The following is a 25,942-nucleotide window of genomic DNA, read 5'->3' as shown; positions in this document are numbered from 1 at the left end:
TTATTTTTTCTTACCAGCAATCGCAACAGCTTTACCTTTACGAGTGCGAGCGTTGTTTTTAGTGTTTTGTCCACGGACAGGAAGTCCACGACGGTGACGAATACCACGGTAAGAACCGATTTCCATCAAACGTTTGATGTTCAAGTTTACTTCACGACGAAGGTCACCTTCAACTTTGATTGCATCCACTTCACGACGGATAGCATCTTCTTGATCTGATGTAAGGTCACGTACACGAACATCTTCTGAGATTCCAGCAGCAGCCAAAATTTTCTTAGATGTTGAAAGTCCGATACCATAAACGTAAGTCAATGAGATTACTACGCGTTTGTCATTTGGAATGTCAACTCCAGCAATACGAGCCATGTTTTCTCCTTTCTATCTTATCCTTGACGTTGTTTGTGTTTTGGATTTGCTGGGCAAATTACCATAACACGACCATTACGACGAATTACTTTACAGTATTCGCAAATTGGTTTGACCGATGGTCTTACTTTCATTTCTTATCCCTCCAAGTTTTTCGATTATTTAAAGCGGTAAGTGATACGTCCACGTGTCAAGTCATATGGACTCATCTCGACAGTAACACGATCTCCCGCTAAAATACGAATATAGTTTTTACGAATTTTACCAGAAACTGTTGCTAAAATCTGATGTCCATTTTCAAGTTCAACCGTAAACATTGCGTTCGGCATTGTATCGACTACTTTGCCTTCAACTTCAATCACATCGTCTTTTGCCACGCAAAAGCACCTCCATAAATTTCGATTCGATGCCTCAAGACACAGAGGCAACAATTATAAGTCAGACTATCTCAGTATAACATTTGTCGCGATTTTTTGCAAGTATGAAAAACGCTTTATTTCAAATTTGTCAATACTTTTTCGATGTCTTTGAACACATCATTGATATCTTGATTTCCTTCGATATCATGAACTAAACCTTTAGCACGATAGTGAGCAATGATTGGTTCACCTTGTGCAATATTCACATCCAAACGACGTTTAACTGTCTCAGGTTTATCATCTTCACGTTGGTAGTAATCCTCTTCTTTGTAGTCAACTGGTGGATTGAAAACTTTGTGGAAAGTTTCACCTGTTTTGCGGTGAATGATACGACCACTCAAGCGTTCCAAGAGACAGTCTGGATTCACTTCGATGTTGATTACTCCTTCAAGTTCAATACCAAGTTCAGCCAATGTTTCATCCAAGGCATGAGCTTGTTCAATCGTACGTGGGTAACCATCTAACAAGAAACCTGTTTCTTTGATATCGTCCTGTGAAAGGCGTTCTTTAACAATACCATTTGTAACTTCATCTGGGACCAACTCGCCTTTGTCAATGTATGACTTTGCAAGTACACCCATTTCAGTTTGATTTGCCATTGCAGCACGGAACATATCGCCTGTTGAGATATGTGCAACATGGAATTTCTCCACAATTTTAGCTGCTTGCGTTCCCTTACCTGCTCCAGGTAAGCCCATAATCAAAAGATTCATGATAGGATCTCCTTATTTTGTATTTAAATAGAAGCAGAAATTTGTTTCAACCCCTATTTAAAAACAAAATAGAAGAGGGGAGACGAAAATCTCTCTAATCGATAGACCTTCATACTCCACTCTCTAAGCAAAAGTAATCTTGCTTTTATTCTGTTTTGTCCATGAAACCAACATACTTACGTTTCAATAGGTAACCTTCTAATTGTTTGATTCCTTCGATACCTGTCGAGATAATGATCAAAAGACTAGTTCCCCCAAAAGCAACTGCTTCTGAAAGTCCAAAGACATCTTTTGCCACAATCGGCAAAATTGAAATCACACCAAGGAAGAGTGATCCGACTGTCGCGAGACGACGAAGAAGCTTCGACATGAATTCTTCAGTACCCTTACCAGGACGGACCCCATGAATGTAGGCCCCACTCTTTTGCAAGTTTTCTGCTGCTTTCTCTGGATTGATCTGTACAAATGTATAGAAGAATGTAAAGAGAATGATTAGCAAGGCATACATAGCAACACCTATTGGAGATGTTGTAGATAACATTTCCTGTGCTGTACGTACCCAAGCCCAATCGTGACCTGTAGCACTCAAAAATTGAAGAATGGCTGCAGGTGCTGCTGTAATGGAGCTTGCAAAGATAACTGGGATAACCCCCGCTGGGTTCACCTTCAATGGAAGGTATGAACTAGATGGGGCACCTTGAGCAACTTTTGTATATTGGATTGGAATTTTATATTCTGCCTGTTGAACATAGGTTGTAAAGTAAACAATCAACAAGACAGCGATAATCAAAATAACGACAAAGATAATGGATGAAGTCAAACGGCTACTTGGAATATTGACGAAGTAGTCAACATAGATGCCTTTAATCATCTCAGGGATTGAAGCGACAATACCTGCAAAGATGATCATAGACACACCATTTCCGTATCCTTTATCCGTAATTTGTTCTCCAAGCCAAGTTACAATCATACTACCTGCTGTGAGGATAATACCAATGGTAACAAAAACCTGTGGAGTTAAAGCTGTCGTTAATAATTTCGCTCCAGATAGGGTATTAAACCCTGCTGTAATCCCGATAGATTGAACGAATGCAAGCACAAGTGCAATATATCGAGTAGCTTGGTTTAGTTTTCTCCGTCCTACTTCTCCTTGTTTGCCCCATTCTACAAACTTCGGTAAAATATCCATTTGTAGCAATTGAACAACGATGGAAGCAGTGATATACGGACTTACTCCGAGTGCGAAAACGGAGAAGTTCTTCATGGCATTCCCTGAAACAAGACTAAGCATGTTCAAGAAAGATAATCCGCTGAGAGCTTCCAAACTTTTCGCATTCACACCTGGAACAGTAATACTTGTCCCAATACGGAAAACAAGAATGATAAAAATCGTAAAGAGAATTTTTGATCGAACTTGTTTAACCTTGAGCGCTTCTTTTAATAATTTAAAAAACATGGGTCACCTCTCTTAGATGACTTCTACAGAACCACCTTTAGCAGTGATAGCTTCCTCAGCTGATTTAGAGAATTTAGCTGCTTTAACAGTCAATTTCTTAGTCAATTCACCGTTACCAAGAATTTTAACGCCTGATTTTTCAGCTTTCACAATTCCTGATTCGATAAGCACAACTGGAGTCACTTCAGCACCATCTTCAAAGACGTTCAATTGGTCAAGGTTTACAATTGCGTATTCTTTAGCGTTGATGTTAGTGAATCCACGTTTTGGAAGACGACGGAACAATGGAGTTTGTCCACCTTCAAAACCAAGGCGAACTCCGCCACCGCTACGAGCTTTTTGACCTTTTTGACCGCGACCAGATGTTTTACCGTTACCTGATGAAGTACCACGACCAACACGGTTACGTACTTTACGAGAACCTTCTGCAGGTTTCAATTCATGAAGTTTCATTTTTATTTTCTCCTCTTTTGTAAAATGCTAGCGCCGATAAGGGAGAAAAGGTTGTCTCCCTTATCAACTCGCCTATACGATGTCATCATAGATGACTATATCCAGTTTTAGGGGATGGTATACTGCACATCCCCTAAAAATCATTAGTTTACTTCTTCAACTGTTACCAAGTGAGATACTGCAGTGATCATACCACGGATAGCAGCGTTGTCTTCTTTGATAACAGAGCTGTTCAATTTGCCAAGTCCAAGTGCTACAACAGTTTTACGTTGTGATGGAATGCGTCCGATTGGAGACTTAGTCAAAGTAATTTTAATTTGAGCCATTTTATCCCCTTTCTTATGCCAAATCAGAAACTGAAATACCACGAAGGGCAGCAACTTCTTCAGCGCGTTTCAATTGTTTCAAACCTTCAACAGTTGCGCGAACAATGTTGATTGGAGTGTTAGAACCAAGTGATTTAGATGTAATATCTGCCACACCTGCCAATTCCACAACGGCACGAACCGCACCACCAGCGGCAACTCCAGAACCTTCTACAGCAGGTTTCAACAATACTTTAGCTCCACCGAATTCTGAAAGAACTTCGTGTGGGATTGTTGTTCCAACCATAGGAACTTCAATCAAGTTTTTCTTAGCATCTTCTACTGCTTTGCGGATTGCTTCTGGAACTTCTTGAGCCTTACCAGTACCAAATCCTACACGACCGTTGTGGTCACCGACAACAACAAGAGCTGCGAAACGAAGACGACGTCCACCTTTAACAACTTTTGTAACACGGTTGACAGCAACTACGCGTTCTTCTAATTCAACTGCATTGTCTTTAAATGCCATTTTCTAGTGTCCTCCTATTAGAATTTCAATCCGTTTTCACGAGCTGCATCAGCCAAAGCTTTCACACGTCCGTGATATAGATATCCACCGCGGTCGAACACCACTTCTGAAATACCTTTAGCGTTTGCACGTTCTGCAACGAGTTTACCGACAGCAACGGCTTGTTCAGTTTTAGTTCCTTTTGAAACTTCTTTGTCAAGAGTTGAAGCACTTGCGAGCGTTACACCCGCTACGTCATCAATCACTTGAGCGTAGATGCCTGTATTAGAACGGAATACGTTCAAACGTGGGCGATCAGCAGTTCCAGAGAGTTTTCCGCGAACGCGACGGTGGCGTTTTTGACGGAGTTTGTTTTTATCTGGTTTAGAAATCACAGTTTTCACCTCTTTAGTTTTAAATCGCGTGCTATGCACAAAGTTGGAAAATAGGTTGGTGGTTAAAAATCAACCACTCAACATTATTTACCTGTTTTACCTTCTTTAAGACGAACGTACTCTCCAACGTAACGAATACCTTTACCTTTGTAAGGTTCTGGTGAACGAAGGCTACGTACGTAAGCAGCTGTTTGACCAACCACTTCTTTTGAAATTCCGCTAACAACGATTGTTGTTGGGTTTGGAAGTTCAAAAGTAATCCCTTCTGGAGCTTCAACTTCATCTGGATGAGATTTACCAACAGCCAAAACAAGTTTTGATCCTTGAAGTTGTGCACGGTAACCAACCCCACGCATTTCAAGTTCTTTCTTGAATCCTTCTGATACACCAATTACCATGTTGTTCAAAAGGGCACGAGTAGTTCCGTGGATAGTTTTCATTTCTTTTGAATCGTTTGGACGGTGAAGAGTTACTTCAGTACCTTCCACGCGAATTTCAATATCTTTTGAGAACTTACGAGTAAGTTCTCCTTTAGGTCCTTTTACAGTTACTACGTTGTCATTGTTAGTGACTTCAACACCAGCAGGCAACACGATAACTTTATTACCAATACGTGACATGTTTATTTTCTCCTGTTAAATTGTCAGGCCTTGACGGCCAGTTTTCACGGGGTTAAATCGATTTCTCGATTTAAAGGAACATTTAGGTTTCAATTTCAAAGTGAATCTAGGCATCGTCTCGCAGGCATAACTTTTTGGGTTAGGCAAGAGACGATAACGAAGAGTCACAAAGAAATTGGGAGCTAAATATTACCAAACGTAAGCGATAACTTCCCCACCAACGTTCTTTTGACGAGCTTCTTTATCAGTAAGCAAACCTTCAGAAGTTGAAAGGATAGCAATTCCAAGTCCGTTAAGAACTTTTGGAAGATCTTCACGTTTTTTGTAGACACGAAGTCCTGGTTTAGAAACACGTTTCAAGTTAGTGATAACTTTTTCACCGTTTGGTCCGTATTTAAGGAATACACGGATGATGCCTTGTTTGTCATCTTCGATGATTTCAACGTTTTTTACAAAACCTTCGCGTTTAAGGATTTCAGCAATCCCTTTTTTGATATTTGATGCAGGTACTTCAAGTACTTCGTGTTTCGCTTGGTTAGCGTTACGAATACGAGTTAGGAAGTCTGCGATTGGGTCAGTCATAACCATTTTGTTTTTCTCCTCTTACTAGTAGTTTGCAAGTTGCACTTGCTAGTTAATGATTGAGCTAGGCTCAGATAGTATTGATACATTCAAATGAGAGAACTCTTATTTGAACACGAGCTACAACCTGTGCAAAAAAGATAAATTTGTTTTGGAGCATCGCTCCTTCACCAAATTTCCTATTTTTGCTGTGGTTGTTACGCTCTTTATATCATGATATTACCAAGATGCTTTTGTTACACCAGGAATTTGTCCTTTGTAAGCTAATTCACGGAAGCAAACACGGCAAAGTTTAAATTTGCGGTAAACTGAATGTGGACGACCACATTTTTCACAACGAGTATAAGCTTGAGTAGAGAACTTCGCTGGACGTTTGTTCTTAGCAATCATTGATTTTTTAGCCATTAGATTTACCTCCTATATTATTTTGCAAAAGGCATTCCAAGGCCTGTAAGCAATGCACGTGACTCTTCGTCAGTATTAGCAGTTGTTACGATAACGATGTCAAGACCACGAGTTTTGTCAACGTCATCAAAGTTGATTTCTGGGAAGATCAATTGTTCTTTCACACCAAGAGTGTAGTTTCCGCGTCCATCAAATGATTTTGTTGGAACACCATGGAAGTCACGCACACGTGGAAGTGAAACTGAAACCAATTTATCCAAGAATTCGTACATACGTTCACCACGAAGGGTAACTTTTGCACCGATCGCTACACCTTCACGAAGACGGAAGCCGGCGATTGATTTTTTAGCTTTAGTGATAAGTGGTTTTTGACCTGAGATAAGTGCCAATTCTTCAGCAGCTTTTTCAAGGCTTTTAGCGTTTGATACAGCTTCACCAACACCCATGTTCAAAACGATCTTATCTACTTTAGGTACAGCCATCACTGATGAGTAGTTAAATTGTTCTGTCAAAGCAGGAACTACTTCATTAAGATATTTTTCTTTTAAACGATTTGCCATTATACTTCTCCTTTCCTTCGTGATTAATCAAGCACTTCGCCTGATTTTTTGTTGTAGCGAACTTTTTTACCGTCTACAAATTTGTAACCAACACGACCAGCTACACCGTTTTTGTCCAAAACTTGAACGTTTGATACGTGGATAGCTGCTTCTTTCTCGATGATACCACCTTGAGGAAGCTCGTTAGTTGGACGTTGGTGTTTCTTAACGATGTTAACACCTTCAACGATAACTTTGTTTACTTTTGGAAGGGCAGTAAGGACAACAGCTTCTGTTCCCTTATCTTTACCAGCGATTACGCGAACTTTGTCGCCTTTTTTTACAAACATTAGGTTTCTCCTTGATTTTTCTTACGCCCACAAGGGCACCCTAGCTTGAAGCTAGGGGACTAGTTTGTTTCTAAAAATTAAAGTACTTCTGGAGCAAGTGACACGATCTTCATGAAGCCACCTTCACGCAATTCACGTGCAACTGGGCCAAAGATACGTGTTCCGCGAGGAGTTTTATCATCACGGATGATAACAGCTGCATTTTCGTCAAACTTGATGTATGAACCATCAGCGCGACGAGCACCTGATTTAGTGCGAACGATAACAGCTTTTACAACGTCACCTTTTTTAACCGCACCACCAGGAGTAGCTTGTTTTACAGATGCCACAATGACATCACCGATGTTCGCAAATTTACGTTTAGAACCACCAAGAACTTTGATAGTCAAGATTTCGCGTGCACCGCTGTTGTCTGCGACTTTCAAACGAGTTTCTGTTTGAATCATTTCAGTTTTCTCCTTTCAGGCTTGATTAGATGATAACCGCTTCTTCAACAACTTCTACAAGACGGAAACGTTTTGTAGCTGAAAGCGGGCGAGTTTCCATGATACGTACGATATCGCCTTCTTTGGCAACATTGTTTTCATCATGTGCTTTGTATTTCTTAGAGTAGTTAATACGTTTACCATAGACTGGGTGGTTACGTTTTGTTTCAACTACAACTGTGATTGTCTTGTCCATTTTGTCAGATACAACACGTCCAACAAGAACTTTACGATTATTGCGTTCCATTGAAATTTCTCCTTCCCTAGTCTATTATTTCGCTTCAGATTGAACTGTTTTGATACGAGCGATTTGTTTTTTAACTTCTTTCAAGCGAGCTGTTTGTTCCAATTGACCAGTAGCAGCTTGGAAACGAAGTTCAAACAATTCTTTTTTCAATTCGTTTTCGCGCTTCGCGAGTTCTTCTTGAGAAAGACCACGAAGTTCTTTAACAAATTCTTTTACTTCATTAAGTTTCATGCCTTCTCCTTATTCTGCTTCACGTTTTACGAATTTAGTTTTAACTGGCAATTTGTGGCTAGCAAGACGAAGCGCTTCACGTGCAATCTCTTCAGATACACCAGCGATTTCGAACATCACTTTACCGCGTTTAACTGGTGCAACCCAACCTTCAGGTGCCCCTTTACCAGATCCCATACGCACACCGATAGCTTTAGCAGTGTATGATTTGTGTGGGAAGATTTTAATCCAAACTTTACCACCACGTTTCATGTAACGAGTCATGGCGATACGAGCAGCTTCGATTTGGCGGTTAGTAATCCAGTGGCTAGTTGTAGCTTGAAGACCGTATTCACCGAATGCTACTTCTTTTCCACCTTTTGCTTCACCGCGCATTTTCCCACGGAATTCACGACGGTGTTTAACACGTTTAGGTACTAACATTGGTTATTTACCTCCTTTAGTGTTTTTACGAGCTGGAAGAACTTCACCACGGTAGATCCATACTTTAACACCAAGTTTACCGTATGTAGTATCTGCTTCTTCCCAAGCGTAATCGATATCTGCACGAAGTGTGTGGAGTGGAACAGTTCCTTCTGAGTATCCTTCAGCACGGGCAATATCTGCACCGTTCAAACGACCTGATACTTGAGTTTTGATTCCTTTAGCTCCGGCACGCATTGCGCGTTGGATTGCTTGTTTTTGTGCACGACGGAAAGCAACACGTTGCTCCAATTGACGAGCAATGCCTTCACCTACAAGGTGAGCATCCAAATCAGGTTGTTTGATTTCGATGATGTTGATGTGTACTTGTTTTCCAGTCAATTTGTTAAGTTTTGCACGGAGTGCATCAACGTTAGCGCCACCTTTACCGATAACCATACCTGGTTTAGCAGTGTGAAGTGAAACGTTAACTTTGTTCACTGCGCGTTCGATTTCGATAGTTGAAACTGCTGCGTCAGCAAGTTCTTTTTGAACGAATTTACGGATTGCAAGATCTTCATGAAGGTAATCCGCGTATTCTTTTTCAGCATACCATTTGGCATCCCAATCACGGATGATGCCGACACGCATACCAATTGGATGTACTTTTTGACCCACGATGTTACCTCCTTATTTTTCTGCAACAGCTACAGTGATGTGAGCTGTACGTTTGTTGATTGGTGAAGCTGAACCTTTCGCACGTGGACGGAAACGTTTCATAGTTGGTCCTTCGTTTGCGAATGCTTCAGATACTACCAAGTTAGCTTTGTCCAAACCAAAGTTGTTTTCAGCGTTAGCTACAGCTGAGTTCAAAACTTTCAAGATGATTTCAGCAGCTTTGTTTGGTGTGAATGTCAAGATTGCAATAGCGTCGGCTACGCTTTTACCACGAATATTGTCAAGAACAAGACGTGATTTACGAGGTGAAACACGTACTGTACGAGCCATTGCTTTAGCTGAAGTAATTTCTGCCATTTATGTTCTCCTTATTTTCTACGTGTTTTCTTGTCGTCTGCAGCGTGACCTTTGTAAGTACGAGTCGGTGCGAATTCACCAAGTTTGTGACCTACCATGTCTTCTTGGATGTAAACAGGTACGTGTTTACGTCCGTCATAAACTGCAATAGTGTAACCAATGAAACTTGGGAAGATCGTTGAACGACGTGACCAAGTTTTGATAACTTTTTTCTTTTCGTCGTTAGCTTGAGCTTCAACTTTTTTCATCAAATGCTCATCGACGAAAGGTCCTTTTTTAAGACTGCGTCCCATTTTTATGTTTTCTCCTTTAAATATTGTACCACAGCGGCTTGCGCTCACATGGAGCGCTACCGAGCTGGCGGATTTCCTAGTTGCTTAAGCGACTAGTTTACTATTATTTCTCGTTGCGACGACGAACGATAAGTTTGTCAGATTTCGCTTTCTTGTTACGAGTTTTAAGACCAAGAGCAGGTTTGCCCCATGGAGTAGATGGCGCTTTACGACCAACTGGTGCTTTACCTTCACCACCACCGTGTGGGTGATCGTTAGGGTTCATTACAGAACCACGAACTGTTGGGCGGATACCTTTCCAACGGCTACGTCCTGCTTTACCAAGGTTTACAAGTCCATGTTGTTCGTTTCCGACAACACCAACTGTAGCACGACAAGTTCCAAGAATCATACGAACTTCGCCAGATTGAAGACGAACAAGAACGTATTTACCTTCTTGACCCAATACTTGAGCAGAAGCTCCAGCTGCACGGACCAATTCTCCACCACGACCTGGTTTCAACTCGATGTTGTGGATCAAAGTACCAACTGGGATGTTAGCAAGTGGAAGAGCGTTTCCGACTTTGATATCTGCTTCTGGGCCTGAAACGATACGTTGACCAACTTCAAGACCTTTTGGAGCGATGATGTATGCTTTCACACCGTCTGTATAGTGTACAAGAGCGATGTTTGCAGAACGGTTTGGATCGTACTCGATTGTTTTAACAACTGCTTCAACGTTGTCCTTGTTGCGTTTGAAGTCAACTAAACGGTAGAAGCGTTTGTGCCCACCACCTTGGTGACGAACAGTGATACGACCGTTGTTGTTACGACCAGCCTTGTTCTTCAAAGCAACAAGCAATGATTTTTCAGGAGTGCTTGTTGTGATTTCAGCGAAATCCAAAGAAGTCATATTACGGCGACCGTTTGTTGTTGGTTTATAAACACGAATTCCCACGATATTTCCTCCTTAGATTATTCAGCTTCAGCAGCGAACAACTCGATTGCTTTTGAATCAGCTGTAAGTGTGATGATAGCTTTTTTAGTTTTGTTAGTAAAACCAGTGTAACGTCCAACACGTTTCGCTTTTGGTTTTACGTTGATTGTGTTAACGTTGGCAACTTTAACACCTTCAAAAGCAGCTTCAACAGCTTGCTTGATCAAAAGTTTGTGTGCACGAGTGTCAACTTCAAATACATACTTTCCTGCTTCAAGTTGAGCCATTGAGCTTTCAGTGATAACAGGTTTTTTGATAACATCATACAAATTCATTATGCAAGAACCTCCTCGATTTTAGAGATAGCTGCTTGAGTAACAAGAAGTTTGTCACTATTTGCGATGTCAAGAACACTTGCAGTTGTAGCAGTCGCAACTTTCACGTTTGGAAGGTTACGAGCTGAAAGAGCTGCGAATTCGTTTCCTTCTTCAAGAATAACAAGGACTTTAGAATCGATGCTCAAAGCTGCAAGAACTTTTGCAAATTCAGCAGTTTTTGGAGCTGTAAATTCAAGAGAATCAACGGCTACAAATTTGTTTTCAGCAACTTTTTCTGAGTAAACAGATTTAAGCGCAAGGCGACGAACTTTTTGAGGAAGTTTGTACGCATAGCTACGTGGAGTTGGTCCGAAGACAGTTCCACCACCACGCCATTGTGGAGAGCGGATAGAACCTTGACGAGCACGTCCAGTTCCTTTTTGACGCCATGGTTTGCGTCCGCCACCTGAAACAGCTGAGCGATTTTTAACTGCGTGAGTTCCCTGACGAAGGCTAGCACGTTGGCTGATGATCACATCAAACACAACAGATTGGTTTGGTTCAATACCAAAGATTGCATCGTTAAGAACAACTTCGCCAGCTTGTTTACCAGTTTGGTCGAATAATGTTACATTTGCCATTTTGACTGTATTCCCCTTTCCTTATTATTTACCAGCTTTAACTGCTGACTTGATAGTGATAAGAGATTTCTTAGCACCTGGTACGTTACCTTTGATAAGGATAACGTTCTTTTCTGGAACAACTTGTACAACTTCAAGGTTTTGAATTGTCACGCGGTCGCCACCCATACGTCCTGCAAGGTTTTTACCTTTGAACACGCGGTTAGGTGCAACAGGTCCCATAGAACCTGGACGACGGTGGTAACGAGAACCGTGAGCCATTGGTCCACGTGATTGTCCGTGGCGTTTGATAACACCTTGGAAACCTTTACCTTTAGAAGTACCAGTTACGTCAACAACGTCTCCAGCTGCGAATGTTTCAACTGTGATTTCAGCACCAACTTCCAAGCCTTCAACGTTTTTGAATTCACGAATGAAGCGCTTAGGAGCCGTGTTAGCTTTCGCTACATGTCCTTTAGCAGGTTTGTTGCTCAATACTTCGCGTTTGTCATCAAAACCAACTTGAATAGCGTTGTAACCATCTGTTTCTACAGTTTTAACTTGAAGAACAACGTTTGGAGTTGCTTCAATAACTGTTACAGGGATCAATTCGCCAGCTTCAGTGAAGATTTGAGTCATTCCCACTTTTTTCCCTAAGATTCCTTTTGTCATGAGAAAATAGTTCCTTTTCTATATTTTTTATTCAAAAAGTTTTTAACGAGCGTTTTTCATGCTCAAGGTATCATGCTTTAGATTAAAGCTTGATTTCTACGTTTACACCACTTGGAAGATCCAATTTCATCAAGGCATCAACTGTTTTTTGAGTTGGGTTAACGATATCGATCAAACGTTTGTGTGTACGCATTTCAAATTGTTCGCGAGAGTCTTTGTATTTGTGAGTCGCACGAATAATTGTGTAGAGGCTACGCTCAGTTGGAAGTGGGATTGGCCCCGCAACTTGTGCACCTGTACGAGTAGCTGATTCTACGATTTTTGCAGCCGCTGTGTCAAGCGTACGGTGTTCGTAAGCTTTCAAACGGATACGGATTTTTTTGTTTGCCATCTTTTTCTCCTTTTCGTCTATTTAAGATAATAGGCTAGCTCCACAAGAAAACCGACGCGCGTTGCGTGGCAATGCAACCGAGCGTGTCGCAACCTCTTGCATCAAAGCTAAGGCTGTATTTTACAGCACCATAATAGAATAACACAAAGCCCCTGCGATTGCAAGGGATTTGTTAGGTTTTTTCGTTTTTTTGGGATGAAACTGTTTTCTATTTTTATCTTTCCGAGATTACGGATTTACGTCTATAAAAACCAATCTTTTCTTCTATATAATACGAGTCATTTTGACTTTGAATTTGTCTTGCGATTGATCCACTAAGATATCTGCTTTAGACTCGGTTTCTCTATAGTAACGCAGATACTGCTCCCGTCTCATCTGATGGCTAGCTAACACAACGGAAGCATCTCGATTTCTCATCATCGTATCTCGAGCTAGACGCCTTTTTATTTCTGTTTCTTCGTCCGCGTAGAAGCAGATGGTTTTGTCAAAGAGTTCCTTGGGTAGAAAACCCACAGACATCCCTTCGACTATCAAAATCGGTTTTAAACCAGATAAGACTTCGCTTGGCTTCCAAGGTTCATCAATCGTCAAGATGTCCATACCTGCCTTTAAAGCTACAATATCTCTTTCTAAACTTGCCAGTTCATGCGCCACTGGCAGACAAGCTGTCACCTTTTGATCAGGTGCTTGCTTTGGTACTACCAGGTGACGTTCTGAGGTGATATAGGGATCTGTTTCTAGCAAATTTACTGTAGTAGAATCTAGGGCCTGATATAATTCCTGAGCGAAGGTTGACTTGCCTGAAGCTCCATGACCGTAAATCCCCAGCGTCCTAACCCTTCCCGTTTCAATCTCTGAAACCAGTTGTTCTATCAGGTCTTTTTTCTTCATTCTCTCTTCACCTGTTCATAGCTTTCTTTTCCGTCATTAAGCTTGTCCCAAATCACCACTTTCCCACTTTTGAGAGATTTTTGCACATCAATAATCCGTTGATTGGACGAACCTCGAAACTGGAGCATAAGATTGCGCTTGCTTTTATCATACCGTCCATCGACAAGGATGTCAATCAATGATAAGAGTTCCAGTTTATCTGGAGTTTCCAGCATCATTTCTTCCCACGTGTAGCCCGTCCAGGACCAGATGTCTTTGTCTGGCAATTCCTTTCGAATGCGTTTAACGAGAGGCAAGAGAATGCCTGTATTAAGAAAGGGTTCTCCTCCCAGCAGGGTCAATCCTTGAACATAAGGTTGAGCGAGATCTTCCATGATCTGTTCTTCTAATTCTGCCGTATAGGGAATGCCTGCGTTGAAAGACCAAGTCGCAACATTATAGCACCCCTCGCAGTGAAACATGCAACCTGATACATAGAGAGAGTTGCGCACACCTTCTCCATCGACAAAGTTAAAGGCCTTGTAATCAATAATCCGCCCTTTACTAAGTTCCTCACTTTTCCATTCACCTGGTTTTGGTGTATTCCATGTCATCCTTTTACTCCAAATCTATCCAGTAACGTTCTACGCCATTACGAACATCCTCAAACACCCCGCCATTTGCTACAATCACTGCTCTACTAGCAGGGTTTTCTGTGCTACAGGTCACAAGTGCTTTTTTGATGTTCTTCTCCTTGGCAACTTGCAGGCCTTGTCTGAGGGCTTCTTTGGCATAACCTTTACCTCTTTCAGAAGGGCAGATGGAGTAGCCAATATGTCCCCCATTTTCTAGTAAGTAGTCATTTAATCGGAGACGAAGGTTGAGAAAGCCAAGAGCCTGGCCTGCTACGTCAAAACTAACCAGCTGGATAGCAGGAACCCAGTTTTCAGGAATATTGAGTCCCGCTTCCGCTTGAAGATTTTCTTCTAACCACTCTTCATAAACAAAATTCTCAGCATCCCAAAATCCGCCATCATGGGCTGATTGAGTCTGTTCAAACTCTGCCATCATCTCTAAAACAGCTTCCTTATCCGCCAATATCGGTCTGCGTAGTTCCATATTCCCCTCCCACCTAAGAGAAAAGTGAGAGCAGACTCTCACTTTTATTTTTTCTTGTTCTTGTTTAAAAACTGTTCTCTGAGGTTGAGCAAGCGTTCTTTTTTACCTGTTCCACCTTTCGAGTGTTTCTCGTGATAACGGGTCACTTGTGCGCGTCCCTTATCGTCTAATTGGTATTTCCCCATTCCGTCTCTTTCTAGTTTGTTACTTTATGTCCAGGTGTCTTAATGGTTGAACCATTCATATGTTTCACACGCGCAGCGATTTCCTTGTGGCGTCCATTAACCATCGGACGCGCTTGAGGATTTCCCAGATAACCACACGTACGTTTGACCACATCTACTGTTTTAGGGTCGCTATTGCCACAGTTTGGACAAGCAAATCCTCGCTCAGTCGGTTCAAAATCCCCTTCAAAGTCACACTTGTAGCAACGATCAATCGGAGTATTGGTCCCTAGATAGCCGACACGGTCATAGGCATAGTCCCAAACAGCTTCCAAGGCTTTAGGGTTTTGTTGAAGAACTGGATACTCACAATAATGGATGAAACCACCTGACGCACCTGCTTCTGGATAAACTTTCTCAAAGTCTAATTTTTCAAACGGTGTTGGATTTTTACGAACATCGTAGTGGAAAGAGTTGGTGTAGTATTCCTTGTCCGTGATGTCCGGAATAGAGCCGAACTTCTCTGTATCCAAGCGACAGAAGCGGTCTGTCAGACTTTCAGACGGTGTGGAGTAGATAGAGAAATGGTAACCATATTGGTCAGACCACTCTTCCACACGACGTTTCATATCGCGAATGATATCCAATGTGAATTCCTTGGCTTCAGGATTGCTTTCCCAGCTATTTCCAAAGAAGACTGTAGCCACTTCATACAAACCGATGTAGCCCAGCGAAACTGTCGCGCGGCGATTCTTAAAGAGTTGATCTACACTTTCTTCTTTTCCGAGACGGCGACCGAAGGCTCCGTACTGATAAAGGATAGGGGCATTCGCTGGTGTTGCTTCCTTGGTCCGTTCAACACGGTAAACCAGAGCATCTTCTGCGATATTCATCCGCTCATTGAAGATTTCCCAGAACTTATTCATGTCGCCCTCAGACTCAAGGGCAATGCGAGGAAGGTTGACCGTCACAACACCTAAATTCATCCGACCAGAATTGACTTCTACACCATTCTCATCCTTCCATCCTTGAAGGAAAGAACGGCAGCCCATAGGTACCTTGAAAGAACCAGTCAACTCGATAATCTTATCATAGGATAAGACATCCGGGTACATCCGTTTGGTTGCACACTCGAGGGCCAACTGTTTGATGTCATAGTTTGGAGTTCCTTCTTCCAAGTTAAGGCCTCTTTTAAGCGTAAAGATGAGTTTAGGGAAGATGGCTGTGCGGTGTTCTGAACCAAGCCCCTTGATACGAATGGTCAAGATAGCTTTTTGAATTTCCCGTTCAAAACGACTAGTTCCCAGACCAAAACCTAGTGAAGTAAAAGGTGTTTGTCCATTTGAAGTGAAGAGGGTGTTGATTTCATACTCAAGAGATTGCATGGCATCATAGATGTCTTTTTGGGTTTTCTTCCAAGCATAATCATCCCGTTTTTCAGGCAAGACCCATTCTTCCGCATCTTTGAGGTGCTTTTGGTAATTCTTCTCTGCATAAGGTGCCAAGACTTCATCGATACGGTCAGCTGAACAGCCCCCGTACTGGCTAGAAGCAACGTTGGCGATGATTTGTGAAATCTGAGCGGTCGCAGTCTGGATAGACTTGGGACTCTCTACCTCTGCATTACCAATTTTAAAGCCATTTTCCAACATGCCTTTAAAATCAATCAAACAGCAGTTGGTCATAGGTGTATAGGGACTATAGTCCAAATCATGATAGTGGATATCCCCTTTTTGGTGAGCATTGGCTACGTGCTTAGGAAGCATTTGCAATCCGATTGATTTCCCCACAATCCCTGCTGTCAAATCACGTTGAGTGTTAAAGACATCGCTGTCTTTATTGGCATTTTCATTGACAACTGCCTGATCTTTATTGAGAAGTTTATGAATGCTAAAGTTGATATCTGTCGCTTTTGAGCGCTCAAAATCCCTCTGTGTCCGATAAGTGATATACTCTTCAGCCAAGGCATATTCTTTGGCTTCGAGAAGTTCATGTTCTACGATATTCTGAATCTCATAAATCTTCACACCTTTAGGGAAACGACTATGAATTTCGGTAACGATTCTTTCAACTAGACCATTTAGGCGTTTTTCTACTAGAGGCGTAACGTCCATAACCTTTTCCGCCGCCTTGTGGAGAGCCTTGTCAATCTTGTCTACATCAAATACTACACGTCTACCATCTCGTTTTTCAACGAACAAGGTGGGAACGGTTGCAAGCTTTTCTTCTAATACAATCATATCCATGCTCTTTTCTAAAATGTTGTTCTATGAAGTATTATACCACTCTAAAAATAAAAATCAACATCTTGTGTTAAAAATCCCGATTTTTTTAAAATTCCACAAGATATTGATTTTGTTATTTGAATTTATAAAGCTTCAACTCGCTAGTATCTGTCTGAACAAGCTCATAGTTTTCACTGAGCCAGCTCTCTACATCTGACCACAAGGCAACTTTTTGATTGACCATAATCATCTTCGGTTCATTCTCTTTCAGGTCATTCATCAGTTTGGTTTTATTTTCGTCACTTGCAGTATAAAGTGTTGGCGTCACTAGAGAGGTCGGTGCCAAGCGTTCGCTTGTACGATAGAAATCTGGACGATCATCCCATGCATAGACACGATCTTCAGAACTCGTTTGTTGCTTGACTACGCTAGCAAGTCGCTCTCTCTCCTGATAAGTCACCGGGTGCGAAAGGTAGCGACTCGCGATAGGGAGAACGATGAGGTAGACAAGGGCAATCAGTGGTAGATAGAAATTTCTTTTGAGGAAAGAGGCTTTTTTCTCACGTCTTCTTCTACGACGACCGCCTCCCTCAGAAACATTTTCTTTAATCCCTGTCAGAAGGAGCAGGGTCAAGAAAGGAAGGAGAGCAACGAGGTGAGTACCGTTGACAGGTTCTTTTGAGAAAATCAAGAGCCCCAAAGAAAGCAATAAGCCTAAACTAGCAGCAATTGATAGGGAATACTGCTTAGCTGGTTTTGACTGGAACAAACCAGAAAAGAGCAAAGTAAGGGAACCTAGCCCAATGGCAAGTAAGCCGTAGAAGGCTGCATTTTCAAGCAAATGCGCATTTAAAAAGAGGCTAAGAGTATTTACCGGATACAAGGTCTGGCTAATGGCATCCCCAAAACTACCTGTTAATACTGTATAGTAGCCCAAAGGATAGAATAAGAGTGAGAACCCTAAGGCTGACGCAAAAAATTGATATAAACCATGAACAAAGTGACCTTTGCCTAAGTTAAAGCCGATAATTCCCAAGGCTAGTGTAGCTGCAAATAAGGCTGTTGGGATTGGCGCAAGGAAGAAAGCAAGTGCAAGGCTCATACCAACACGTAAAAATCCTTTGTCATCGTTTGGATAAGCTAGATAGTTCGTAACAATGCTAAGTGAATAAAATAGGAAAGGCAAGGCTAGCAAGAGAGCATAGCCACCACCAAAAGCGAGACCTGCTACCAACAAATTAAACACAAACACAAGCTGCTTGGCTTCTTCTACACAGCCTGTAAGAGTATCCGCAGATTTAAAAAGAAAAACGCCTGCTCCAAACAAGGCCAACCACTCAACCAAAGCAATCAGAATACTGCCTTGTGAAAGATAGGTAAGCAGGTAATAGAGCAATCCCTCCGTCCCAAAATAATCTGTATACATTTGACCATTTTGATGCAAAGCCCAACCGGTATAAAGATCCTGAGTTTGTCGCGGACTTACTAAACCAAAAATAAGGGGGATAACCACAGAAATAGCTGTAGCCACTAAACTCCAAAGCAAGATACTAAAAAAGGGAATCGGAGCTCCTTCTCGCTTTTCTGGAACGGACCAGTCTTGGTACTGAGATTCTTCTTGTTTCTCATCTATTTTCCCGTATACATTCATTCAATTTCTCCTCTAAGTTTATCTGTTTTAGTATATCAAAATCTTACAGGAATGTCAGCTTGGGATTGATATTTGCTGAATTTCTTATCCAATATCGCAAAGCGTTCGATTTCACGAAAACGGTGGAATCGGCTGTTTCTATACTCTCTGATAAAATCATCATCTTCTAGATTAAGCATGGTTTTCTCCTTTACTTATCTATTCGTAAGAAGACAAAAAAGATCCAGCCTTGGGCTAGATCTTGATGGATAGTTAGAGCATAGGCGCAAACAACTGGACAATTTCCTTGATCAGGCTTTGATACCAGCTTGTTTTGATGGTGTGGGGATAAATTTCTTGAGAAACTTTAAAAATCTCTTCGAAATCCCTTTCAATAGCGATGATGGACTGCGTCCTATAAAGCAAGACGGCATTTTCATAGTGGTGAAGCAAACTCCGATAGTCAAAATTGATGGTTCCCACAGTAGCTGCCTCTCCATCGACAAGCATTTGCTTGCTATGAAGGAATCCCGGACTGTACTCATAAATACGAACCCCCGCAGATAACAAGTCTGGGTAGGCTCCCCGAGTAACTAACTGAATAACCTTCTTATCTGGGATACAAGGCGTCACAATTCGCACATCTACCCCTCTCAGAGCTGCATTTTTGATACTTTCTGTTAAATCATAGTCAGCAATCAGGTAGGGAGTCGTGATGTAAACATAATCTGTAGCTTGATTGATAAGATTTTGATAGACCGTTTTTCCAACCTGGGCTCGGTAGATAGGTTTTGGCCCGCTACTGTAGGGAATACAGAGCCCCATTCCATCTTTTGGTTGATTTTCGAGATGGTATTGGTCAAAGTCGCTAATTTCCCCACGGTTGATATACCAGGTTGACAAAAAGAGTCTAGTAAAAGCCTTAACCGCTGATCCATCTAGGCGAATACCGCTATCCTTCCAATAACCAAAGCGTTCGATATGGTTGATATACTCATCTGCCAGATTGACACCACCTGTATAGGCAATTTGACCATCGATAATCATGATTTTACGGTGGTCACGGTTGTTATAGGCGACGGTTAAGCGCGGAATCACCTTGTTAAATTTATGGGCTTCAATCCCTCGACCGCGAAGATGAATGGTATAATCACCAGGCAAGGTTGCCATACAACCAATATCATCATAAAGGAGCTTCACTTCTACCCCTTGAGCCGCCTTTTCTTCCAAAATCTCTAAAATACTATTCCACATCAATCCTTCTTCGATGATATAGTATTCGAGAAATATAAATTTCTCGGCTTTTTTGAGATCCTCTAGCATCTGGCGCCACATGCTTTCCCCTGAAGGAAAAAAATGGGTATCCGTTCGATTATAGACATCGGCATTCGTGTCCATGCTGAGGAGAGATTTGATAACCCCGTAAGCCGACTTGTCTTGTTCCTTTAACTCCAAACGGAGAGCTCTGCTATTATCCTCTCGGTCAACCATTGATTGGAGCTGCTTTAGTTGCTTCATTTCTTTTTTAGATAAACGGCGTTCTCCAAACATGATATAGAGCAAGGGACCAAATACTGGAACAAAGGCTACTAACAGCCAAGTTACCTTGCTTTCTGGATTCATAGAACGATTGACAATCGATACAATGGTCGCCATACTCATCAAAATAACTAGGATAATCCAGAGAATTGGAGCCATCTGACCTAAATAGAGAAACAAACCAAAGACGATAAACAACTCCGCCAACATGATGGTAATACTAAATCCATACTTGGACATGAGTAGCTGCATTTTTCTAGCTGTCATACATCCCCTTTCTTTTCTAACATTCTCCTTAACTGCTTGATAAACTAATCTTTCTACTAGTATACCTCAGTTCAGGGGTAGATAGCAACCTTTTACTCTTGCCCTTCCATTTTCAGATGTGTATTACAGTTTGAGAGCCAACATATTGACTGTCATACCTGCTGCAGTTCCCATAAGGTAGACGGTATCTCCTTCTTTAACCAATCCATGGTCCAATGAATAGGCCAAGCCAAATGGCACAGAGACTGACACCATATTTCCATAGTCCGTGACGAGATTGAGGTATTGATTCTCAGCCACACCTAGCTTTTCCATAACCAAAGGAAGAGCACGACTTGCTTGGTGAGGAATGATATAGTCCACGTCTGCCAAGGCTAGCTGGGTCTTTTCTTGAAACTCTTCAAACATGACTGGGATTTTACGAGCTGACAAGAGGAGGATTTTCTTTCCCTTCATATCAAACATATAGTTGGTCTTAGTCGCTTCAGAGTACTCTTTTGGTTGAAAAGAAGTCAGACCTCCACGAATTTCCGTATCGTGAGCTCCTTCTGACCAAGTACGTTGGAGACTAGCAATGACCCCTTTTTCCTGATGGCTTTTTTGGAAAATAAAGGCTGCCGCCCCATCACTAAAGAGTTCAAAACTTTCTTTTTGCTTGGGATTGAGCCCTAAACTACCAACCTCACTAGACACGATCAGAACACGATTGTATTCGCCCGCCTCAATCAAGTGGGACATGGTCGATAGGGCAGAAATAAAGCTGGTACAGGTCGTATTGATATCCATAGCTGGAATAGAGAGTCCTTTTGCTACGCGTTCATGAATCAAGGCAGCTGTACATGGAATAGGCTGAACACCAACCGCACTTGCCGAAACCAGACAATCAATGTCTTCTATTTTCAAATTTGCATTTTCGAGTGCCTGCTGGATAGCTGCTTCTGCCAAATCTAGTTGGGTTTCTTCGTTTTCAACCACACGATAACGAGTTTGATCTTTAAATTGGACAGTATGCTTTGGAAGGCAAACACCATAACCTGCGATTTCTACATGTCTTGTTACTTCTGTCATTGTCTTTTGTCCTTTCATAAACGTTGGATACGTTTGAGTTTACGGCTAGTATCCCAGTGATAATCTGAAAATTGGATTGCTGGGGCTTTGAACTGTTTTTGCTGAGCCAAGAGTTGGAACTGTGCTAGAATAGCTGCATCTAAATCCTCATCTCGTCGGCTTAGGCAAACTTCCACTAACTTCTCGGAATGTTGCTTGACTTGGTAATCTCCTACATTCTCCACAAAAAGGATGCAGCGCCTGATAAAGTCTGGATAGATAGTTACCTGTCCCCCATCCAGTCCTTCAAAATAGAAGATGTCGTCAGAGCGTCCTTCGACCTTGTCAATCCGTGTATAGCAGGAGCCACAGGGACAAGGCTCCGGATTTTCAACCAAGATATCATTGAGCTGGTAGCGATAAACAGGCTGACTACTTCGCTTAAAGTCCGTAATCACTGGATAGAAACGGCGGTCATCCAGATACCGCTTTTCCACAAAGATAATGTCTTCGTTGAGATGCAGATTGCCAGCTGGGCAAGTGCAGGCTAAGAAACCTTCAGTCGCCTGATAAACTTGGTCAATAATGGATAGAGAAAAGGCCTCTGCGATGCGTTCTCTATCACTATCTTCCAAGATTTCTGCCACCGAAACGATTTTTTGTGGATGGATGGCTAACTGTCCAGCTTTTAGTCGCTTGCTCAATTCAATCAACATAGAGGCTGGCGCCACAATAATCGTCGGTTGGTAGCTATTGAGACGCTCGATATGGTCATCTGTATGTTTGAAAATATCAAAGTACTCTAAACGAATGAGCACCGTATTGATGGTCTGATAGAGTTCATTATCAGCTCTCAGGAAAAAGGCAATGCGTTGTCCAAAAAGCTGGCCTTTGGGCAACATCTTGGCTAAGATAGCCGCTGCCCACATACTTCGCTCTTTCTCTGTTGTGATAAAGAGCCCCCGATGTCCAGATGTCCCTGAAGACAGACCGACAGCTATTTCTCCTTTAAGTTCAGTGAAATCACGGGTCTTCTCACTTTCAATAGCCAAGGCCAAGGCTTCATCTCGATCCACTCCTTGGGTGTTAAGCTCGTTGAAATGTTCCATCATAAAGGCTTTGTCCATATGGTCAAAGTCGCTAGGCACCCCATTTTTAAAGTAAGGAGACTCTCGCTTTAAAAAATCCATATAGTTGGCTAATTGCTTTTTCTGATAGCTCTCTACAGCCTCTCGAGATTTGAAGTTATGAAGCCAGCGAGTTTGGATAAAGGTTTTAAGAAAGGTTAGTTTTTTCATATAAGATTGACTCTATCCTTTCTACAGGGTCATGACTAACAAGCACCTCAATTCCGTCTTTCAAGACTTCCTCCAGAAACTCCGTCCCCTTGATATAGTCCACCTTGTTATCTTGAACCAAGGAAGGAATCAGGTGCATCTGTTTGGTGTAAGGCAAGAGGTCAATTCCCCAGCAAAGATCTGCTGCAATGAGGAGATTAAGGTCTGGAAGATACAGACAGGCTTGCCCCCTAGCATGCCCATCAACAGAAGCTACTAGGATACTGCTATCTCCAAAGAGGTCACAAATCGGACCATAGGGAAAGTTTGAATAGCGCTGATTTGCCTTGATAACGGTCAGTCTTTTCTCAAAATCAACTGGTAAAAACTCTTTAAAGACCAAATCCTTGAGCTTGGGTTTCTGGTAAACTTCAAAAACCTCTTGAGTCAGGATAAATTGAGCGTTCGGGAAAAAACTTGCCCCTCCTAAATGGTCTGGATGGAGATGAGACAACATGACATAGGTAATCTCTTCTGGTCTAATTCCTTTTGCCTTCAATAAGTATGAAATCTGATCCTTTTCCGTCATCTGAACAGGAGTTCCTAGACGGTAAAAACCATAGCGTAGCTTCGTCTTAATGTTATAGTGATAACCCGTATCATATAGTAGATAGCCCTTGTCTCTGTGCTTAATCAGAAAGACGCCAGCTGGGAAGGTCATCTTTTTATTCTTGACTCCTTTAAATAGCAAACCCGCATAACTAGTACAATATCCGGCAGGGAAATAATCAATACTTTCGATAATCTTGGACATATTGTTCAATCCCTTCCGAAATACTGATTTGAGGGCGATACCCCAAGTCTCGCTCCGCCTTGCTGATGTCCAACGTCTGGCTATAACGGAGCAGATAATAGGTATAGCGTGTCAGAGCCGGTTCACCTTTGAGTTTCAAGACCCTATATAGAAACTCTAAACTACTGGCAATAACTGAAAGAAGAGGAGCTGGCACTTTTCTGTATGTTATTGGATAGCCCAACCCTCTTAAGGTTTCTTCTATCAAATCCTTAAAGGCTCTTGGTTCCCCATTGGTAATATTATAAACTTCGCCACTAGCTTGAGGGGCCTCTAGAGCCAAACGAATGGCCAGAGCAACATTTTCCACACAGGTCATATCCATGAGCTGACGGCCATCTCCTATCAAGGGAATGCCAATCCTCTGACTGAGTTTGAGAACTCGGGGCAAGATACTGGTATCCCCAATTCCAAAAAGTCCACGAGGTCGTAAGATAATGCTCGGAACATCGGGATAATCCTTAAACAGCTTCTCCGAAGCCAGTTTACTACGGATATAGTTGTTAAGCTTGTTTTCCTGCGGAGCTTCGCTTTCTTTGATAGCAAGCTGATCTCGAGGCGCAGCATAGATGCTCGGCGATGATACATAAACTAAATGCTGAATACCGGCCTCTCGACAAGCATCCAGAACATACTTGGTTCCCAAGACATTTGTCTGGTAGAAATCCTCCCAAGGACCCCAAACGGTAGAAAGAGCACCCGCATGCACAACCATGTCCATCCCCTGACAAGCCTGAGCCAAATCCTCTTGCTTGGTCAAATCTCCCTGAAAAAATGTTACTAAGGAATTTTCCAAAGACTGACCTGCCTTGGGATTGCGTCCAAAAGCGCGTACCTGATAGCCCTGCTGACTGAGCTCTTCAACAACATACTTGCCTAGAAAGCCCGTAGCACCTGTTACCAATACTTTCTTCATTTTTTACTTCTCCTTGTCCCCTAAGAGCCGATGTATTTCGCTCTTCAGAATCTCTGTTGGCTGATAGATTTGAGCCGCACGACTGAGGTTCTTCAAATCTGGCCAGTTCTCCCGAGCCAATAATTCATCAAAAGCTCGCCCAATCGCTTCCGTATCCTCTCGTTTAGCGGTCAAAGCAATCCCTGCCTCTAAGCCACGAACCGCATAGTCATACTGATCATAGTCATGGGGGAGAATCAAGGCAGGCTTGTCATAGATAATACATTGGTAAAAAATGCCCGCACCGCCATGATGAATCACATAGTCCATCTGGGGAATGTATTCCTTATAGGGAAGATAAGATACCACAGAAACATTGTCCATGATCTCCTCACATTGGAAGTCTTGTCCGCCAAACCCCAGAGTCACAAAGAAGTGACAGTCTGGATGGGCTTTAGCCAATTGTTGTGTCTGATAGAGGAGATTGTCTTTGGCCCATGCTAGCTGAGTGCCGCAGGATACAAGGACCTTCTTATACCCTGCATAAGGAGCCAAATCGAGGAGGTAATTCTCTGCCCTCTCAATCGAAGAGCCAAAAGGTCCCACCCAAAGGTAATGCTCTGGAAAACCACTTTTCAGCTCCAACTCTTTCATCCCAATCCCTAAGATAGAATAGGGGGAATAGATAGTTTCTTGACCTTTCTGATTGTAGAGCTTAAAATCGTAACGTTTTAAGCGTTCTCTCAATAAAAAGGTTACGATTCGTTTCCCTAAACGAGTCACTTTTCTCCCCAGCCATTGCTGGACAGATTGGAACGGTGTCTTTGGACTGCCCATTCCTCCAAAGAAACAAGGCGGTCCATCTGTCGTTTCAATGGCAAATTGCGTCGCCATGGTTGTTATCCAAGGAATTCCCAACTGTTCCGCTACTAACCCCCCAGATAAGGTGATGAAGTCGGCAATCACAATATCAGGTCGATTTTCCTGCCACTCTTGCACTAGTTGGTCAGACACCACATCGATCAAATCAAGACTAGCTGACAACTGTCGATAAGCAGAAATAAGGTTTAATTGCCCTTCATTGTTGGCTACGCGCTCAAATTCATCTACAGAATTTTCTAAAATGGGAATCACCTGGAATTCCATCTCCTCTGCGACAGCTTTTCGTTGCGGTCCTGTAAATAATCGAATCTCATACAAGGGATCCTTCAACAAGGGTGCGAGTAGATTCAAGGTTGGGAAGAGATGCCCACTTAAGGGCACTACAACCACATCAATTTTGATTTTTCTCATATGTCTAGGATAGCAAATTTTTAAAAAAAGAACTACCAAAATG

At 42.2% G+C, this 25,942-nt stretch carries 39 protein-coding genes; all 39 read right to left on the bottom strand.

Features of this window, described 5'->3' with window-relative positions:
• The gene (rpsM, locus tag M1F74_RS06745; protein ID WP_000090786.1) at positions 1-366 is read right to left on the bottom strand and encodes a 30S ribosomal protein S13; all 366 of its coding nucleotides are present in this window, start codon (positions 364-366) and stop codon (positions 1-3) included.
• A 17-nt stretch (positions 367-383) separates the two neighbouring features.
• Entirely contained in the window at positions 384-500 is a 117-nt protein-coding gene (gene rpmJ / locus M1F74_RS06740) for a 50S ribosomal protein L36 (RefSeq protein ID WP_001808836.1), read from the bottom strand.
• A gap of 24 nt (positions 501-524) precedes the next feature.
• The gene (infA, locus tag M1F74_RS06735) at positions 525-743 is read right to left on the bottom strand and encodes a translation initiation factor IF-1 (RefSeq protein ID WP_001029883.1); all 219 of its coding nucleotides are present in this window, start codon (positions 741-743) and stop codon (positions 525-527) included.
• A gap of 116 nt (positions 744-859) precedes the next feature.
• Positions 860-1,498, bottom strand: a complete 639-nt coding sequence (locus M1F74_RS06730; RefSeq protein ID WP_001050426.1) for an adenylate kinase — start codon at positions 1,496-1,498, stop codon at positions 860-862.
• Positions 1,499-1,643: 145 nt separating this feature from the next.
• Positions 1,644-2,954 (bottom strand): preprotein translocase subunit SecY, encoded by a 1,311-nt coding sequence (gene secY / locus M1F74_RS06725; protein ID WP_247946636.1) that lies wholly within the window; start codon positions 2,952-2,954, stop codon positions 1,644-1,646.
• A gap of 12 nt (positions 2,955-2,966) precedes the next feature.
• Complete coding sequence (rplO, locus tag M1F74_RS06720) at positions 2,967-3,407, bottom strand: 50S ribosomal protein L15 (protein WP_000766091.1); 441 nt, start codon at positions 3,405-3,407, stop codon at positions 2,967-2,969.
• Between the two features lie 143 nt (positions 3,408-3,550).
• A complete protein-coding gene (rpmD, locus tag M1F74_RS06715; RefSeq protein ID WP_000057241.1) occupies positions 3,551-3,733 on the bottom strand; it encodes a 50S ribosomal protein L30 in 183 nt (60 codons plus the stop codon).
• A 13-nt stretch (positions 3,734-3,746) separates the two neighbouring features.
• Entirely contained in the window at positions 3,747-4,241 is a 495-nt protein-coding gene (rpsE, locus tag M1F74_RS06710) for a 30S ribosomal protein S5 (protein ID WP_000874204.1), read from the bottom strand.
• 17 nt (positions 4,242-4,258) lie between these two features.
• Positions 4,259-4,615: a 50S ribosomal protein L18 gene (gene rplR, locus M1F74_RS06705; RefSeq protein WP_000624044.1), complete on the bottom strand. Its 357-nt coding sequence runs from the start codon at positions 4,613-4,615 to the stop codon at positions 4,259-4,261.
• A gap of 83 nt (positions 4,616-4,698) precedes the next feature.
• Positions 4,699-5,235, bottom strand: a complete 537-nt coding sequence (gene rplF, locus M1F74_RS06700; RefSeq protein ID WP_000086642.1) for a 50S ribosomal protein L6 — start codon at positions 5,233-5,235, stop codon at positions 4,699-4,701.
• Between the two features lie 189 nt (positions 5,236-5,424).
• Positions 5,425-5,823, bottom strand: a complete 399-nt coding sequence (gene rpsH, locus M1F74_RS06695; RefSeq protein ID WP_000245504.1) for a 30S ribosomal protein S8 — start codon at positions 5,821-5,823, stop codon at positions 5,425-5,427.
• A 213-nt stretch (positions 5,824-6,036) separates the two neighbouring features.
• Positions 6,037-6,222 carry a type Z 30S ribosomal protein S14 gene (locus M1F74_RS06690; protein ID WP_001085697.1) on the bottom strand — a complete coding sequence of 62 codons (186 nt, stop codon included), beginning with the start codon at positions 6,220-6,222 and terminating at the stop codon, positions 6,037-6,039.
• A 17-nt stretch (positions 6,223-6,239) separates the two neighbouring features.
• A complete protein-coding gene (rplE, locus tag M1F74_RS06685) occupies positions 6,240-6,782 on the bottom strand; it encodes a 50S ribosomal protein L5 (RefSeq protein ID WP_000013542.1) in 543 nt (180 codons plus the stop codon).
• A 23-nt stretch (positions 6,783-6,805) separates the two neighbouring features.
• The gene (rplX, locus tag M1F74_RS06680) at positions 6,806-7,111 is read right to left on the bottom strand and encodes a 50S ribosomal protein L24 (RefSeq protein WP_000497691.1); all 306 of its coding nucleotides are present in this window, start codon (positions 7,109-7,111) and stop codon (positions 6,806-6,808) included.
• Between the two features lie 77 nt (positions 7,112-7,188).
• Positions 7,189-7,557, bottom strand: coding sequence for a 50S ribosomal protein L14 (gene rplN, locus M1F74_RS06675; protein ID WP_000616547.1), 369 nt, complete (start codon positions 7,555-7,557; stop codon positions 7,189-7,191).
• 25 nt (positions 7,558-7,582) lie between these two features.
• Positions 7,583-7,843, bottom strand: coding sequence for a 30S ribosomal protein S17 (gene rpsQ, locus M1F74_RS06670; protein ID WP_000440801.1), 261 nt, complete (start codon positions 7,841-7,843; stop codon positions 7,583-7,585).
• A 24-nt stretch (positions 7,844-7,867) separates the two neighbouring features.
• Entirely contained in the window at positions 7,868-8,074 is a 207-nt protein-coding gene (gene rpmC / locus M1F74_RS06665; protein ID WP_000772918.1) for a 50S ribosomal protein L29, read from the bottom strand.
• 9 nt (positions 8,075-8,083) lie between these two features.
• Complete coding sequence (rplP, locus tag M1F74_RS06660; RefSeq protein WP_000960947.1) at positions 8,084-8,497, bottom strand: 50S ribosomal protein L16; 414 nt, start codon at positions 8,495-8,497, stop codon at positions 8,084-8,086.
• A gap of 3 nt (positions 8,498-8,500) precedes the next feature.
• Positions 8,501-9,154 (bottom strand): 30S ribosomal protein S3, encoded by a 654-nt coding sequence (gene rpsC, locus M1F74_RS06655; RefSeq protein WP_000529936.1) that lies wholly within the window; start codon positions 9,152-9,154, stop codon positions 8,501-8,503.
• A gap of 12 nt (positions 9,155-9,166) precedes the next feature.
• Positions 9,167-9,511: a 50S ribosomal protein L22 gene (gene rplV, locus M1F74_RS06650; protein ID WP_000818137.1), complete on the bottom strand. Its 345-nt coding sequence runs from the start codon at positions 9,509-9,511 to the stop codon at positions 9,167-9,169.
• 11 nt (positions 9,512-9,522) lie between these two features.
• Positions 9,523-9,804 (bottom strand): 30S ribosomal protein S19, encoded by a 282-nt coding sequence (gene rpsS / locus M1F74_RS06645; protein WP_000533766.1) that lies wholly within the window; start codon positions 9,802-9,804, stop codon positions 9,523-9,525.
• Between the two features lie 103 nt (positions 9,805-9,907).
• Positions 9,908-10,741 carry a 50S ribosomal protein L2 gene (gene rplB / locus M1F74_RS06640; protein ID WP_000512905.1) on the bottom strand — a complete coding sequence of 278 codons (834 nt, stop codon included), beginning with the start codon at positions 10,739-10,741 and terminating at the stop codon, positions 9,908-9,910.
• A 17-nt stretch (positions 10,742-10,758) separates the two neighbouring features.
• Positions 10,759-11,055 (bottom strand): 50S ribosomal protein L23, encoded by a 297-nt coding sequence (locus tag M1F74_RS06635; RefSeq protein WP_001055347.1) that lies wholly within the window; start codon positions 11,053-11,055, stop codon positions 10,759-10,761.
• A complete protein-coding gene (rplD, locus tag M1F74_RS06630; RefSeq protein WP_000024550.1) occupies positions 11,055-11,678 on the bottom strand; it encodes a 50S ribosomal protein L4 in 624 nt (207 codons plus the stop codon). The genes M1F74_RS06635 and rplD overlap by 1 nt, the downstream gene beginning before the upstream one ends.
• A gap of 24 nt (positions 11,679-11,702) precedes the next feature.
• Positions 11,703-12,329: a 50S ribosomal protein L3 gene (gene rplC, locus M1F74_RS06625; RefSeq protein WP_000160197.1), complete on the bottom strand. Its 627-nt coding sequence runs from the start codon at positions 12,327-12,329 to the stop codon at positions 11,703-11,705.
• A gap of 82 nt (positions 12,330-12,411) precedes the next feature.
• Positions 12,412-12,720 (bottom strand): 30S ribosomal protein S10, encoded by a 309-nt coding sequence (rpsJ, locus tag M1F74_RS06620; RefSeq protein ID WP_001284513.1) that lies wholly within the window; start codon positions 12,718-12,720, stop codon positions 12,412-12,414.
• Positions 12,721-12,984: 264 nt separating this feature from the next.
• Positions 12,985-13,611, bottom strand: a complete 627-nt coding sequence (locus M1F74_RS06615) for a uridine kinase family protein (protein WP_432654178.1) — start codon at positions 13,609-13,611, stop codon at positions 12,985-12,987.
• A complete protein-coding gene (gene nrdG / locus M1F74_RS06610; protein WP_220106732.1) occupies positions 13,608-14,204 on the bottom strand; it encodes an anaerobic ribonucleoside-triphosphate reductase activating protein in 597 nt (198 codons plus the stop codon). The genes M1F74_RS06615 and nrdG overlap by 4 nt, the downstream gene beginning before the upstream one ends.
• A 4-nt stretch (positions 14,205-14,208) precedes the next feature.
• Positions 14,209-14,709 carry a GNAT family N-acetyltransferase gene (locus M1F74_RS06605; protein WP_247946635.1) on the bottom strand — a complete coding sequence of 167 codons (501 nt, stop codon included), beginning with the start codon at positions 14,707-14,709 and terminating at the stop codon, positions 14,209-14,211.
• Positions 14,710-14,753: 44 nt separating this feature from the next.
• Positions 14,754-14,894: a hypothetical protein gene (locus M1F74_RS06600; protein ID WP_000521625.1), complete on the bottom strand. Its 141-nt coding sequence runs from the start codon at positions 14,892-14,894 to the stop codon at positions 14,754-14,756.
• Positions 14,895-14,905: 11 nt separating this feature from the next.
• Positions 14,906-17,113, bottom strand: a complete 2,208-nt coding sequence (gene nrdD, locus M1F74_RS06595; protein WP_167265806.1) for an anaerobic ribonucleoside-triphosphate reductase — start codon at positions 17,111-17,113, stop codon at positions 14,906-14,908.
• A 118-nt stretch (positions 17,114-17,231) separates the two neighbouring features.
• Positions 17,232-18,749 carry a damage-inducible protein CinA gene (locus tag M1F74_RS06590; protein WP_247946634.1) on the bottom strand — a complete coding sequence of 506 codons (1,518 nt, stop codon included), beginning with the start codon at positions 18,747-18,749 and terminating at the stop codon, positions 17,232-17,234.
• 35 nt (positions 18,750-18,784) lie between these two features.
• Positions 18,785-18,928, bottom strand: coding sequence for a hypothetical protein (locus tag M1F74_RS06585; RefSeq protein WP_000933182.1), 144 nt, complete (start codon positions 18,926-18,928; stop codon positions 18,785-18,787).
• 73 nt (positions 18,929-19,001) lie between these two features.
• On the bottom strand, positions 19,002-20,534 hold the full coding sequence (cls, locus tag M1F74_RS06580) for a cardiolipin synthase (protein ID WP_007520812.1): 1,533 nt from the start codon (positions 20,532-20,534) through the stop codon (positions 19,002-19,004).
• A 123-nt stretch (positions 20,535-20,657) separates the two neighbouring features.
• The gene (locus M1F74_RS06575; protein WP_247946633.1) at positions 20,658-21,602 is read right to left on the bottom strand and encodes a 3-oxoacyl-[acyl-carrier-protein] synthase III C-terminal domain-containing protein; all 945 of its coding nucleotides are present in this window, start codon (positions 21,600-21,602) and stop codon (positions 20,658-20,660) included.
• Positions 21,603-21,616: 14 nt separating this feature from the next.
• Positions 21,617-22,879, bottom strand: a complete 1,263-nt coding sequence (locus M1F74_RS06570) for a F390 synthetase-related protein (protein ID WP_247946632.1) — start codon at positions 22,877-22,879, stop codon at positions 21,617-21,619.
• Positions 22,857-23,672, bottom strand: a complete 816-nt coding sequence (locus M1F74_RS06565) for an MBL fold metallo-hydrolase (RefSeq protein WP_247946631.1) — start codon at positions 23,670-23,672, stop codon at positions 22,857-22,859. The genes M1F74_RS06570 and M1F74_RS06565 overlap by 23 nt, the downstream gene beginning before the upstream one ends.
• The gene (locus M1F74_RS06560; protein ID WP_247946630.1) at positions 23,647-24,627 is read right to left on the bottom strand and encodes an NAD-dependent epimerase/dehydratase family protein; all 981 of its coding nucleotides are present in this window, start codon (positions 24,625-24,627) and stop codon (positions 23,647-23,649) included. The genes M1F74_RS06565 and M1F74_RS06560 overlap by 26 nt, the downstream gene beginning before the upstream one ends.
• A gap of 3 nt (positions 24,628-24,630) precedes the next feature.
• Positions 24,631-25,899, bottom strand: coding sequence for a glycosyltransferase (locus M1F74_RS06555; RefSeq protein WP_247946629.1), 1,269 nt, complete (start codon positions 25,897-25,899; stop codon positions 24,631-24,633).
• Between the last annotated feature and the right edge of the window lie 43 nt (positions 25,900-25,942).

The organism is Streptococcus oralis (genome assembly GCF_023109315.1).
Classification (GTDB): domain Bacteria; phylum Bacillota; class Bacilli; order Lactobacillales; family Streptococcaceae; genus Streptococcus; species Streptococcus oralis_BS.
This window is presented reverse-complemented; position numbering and strand designations above follow the sequence as displayed.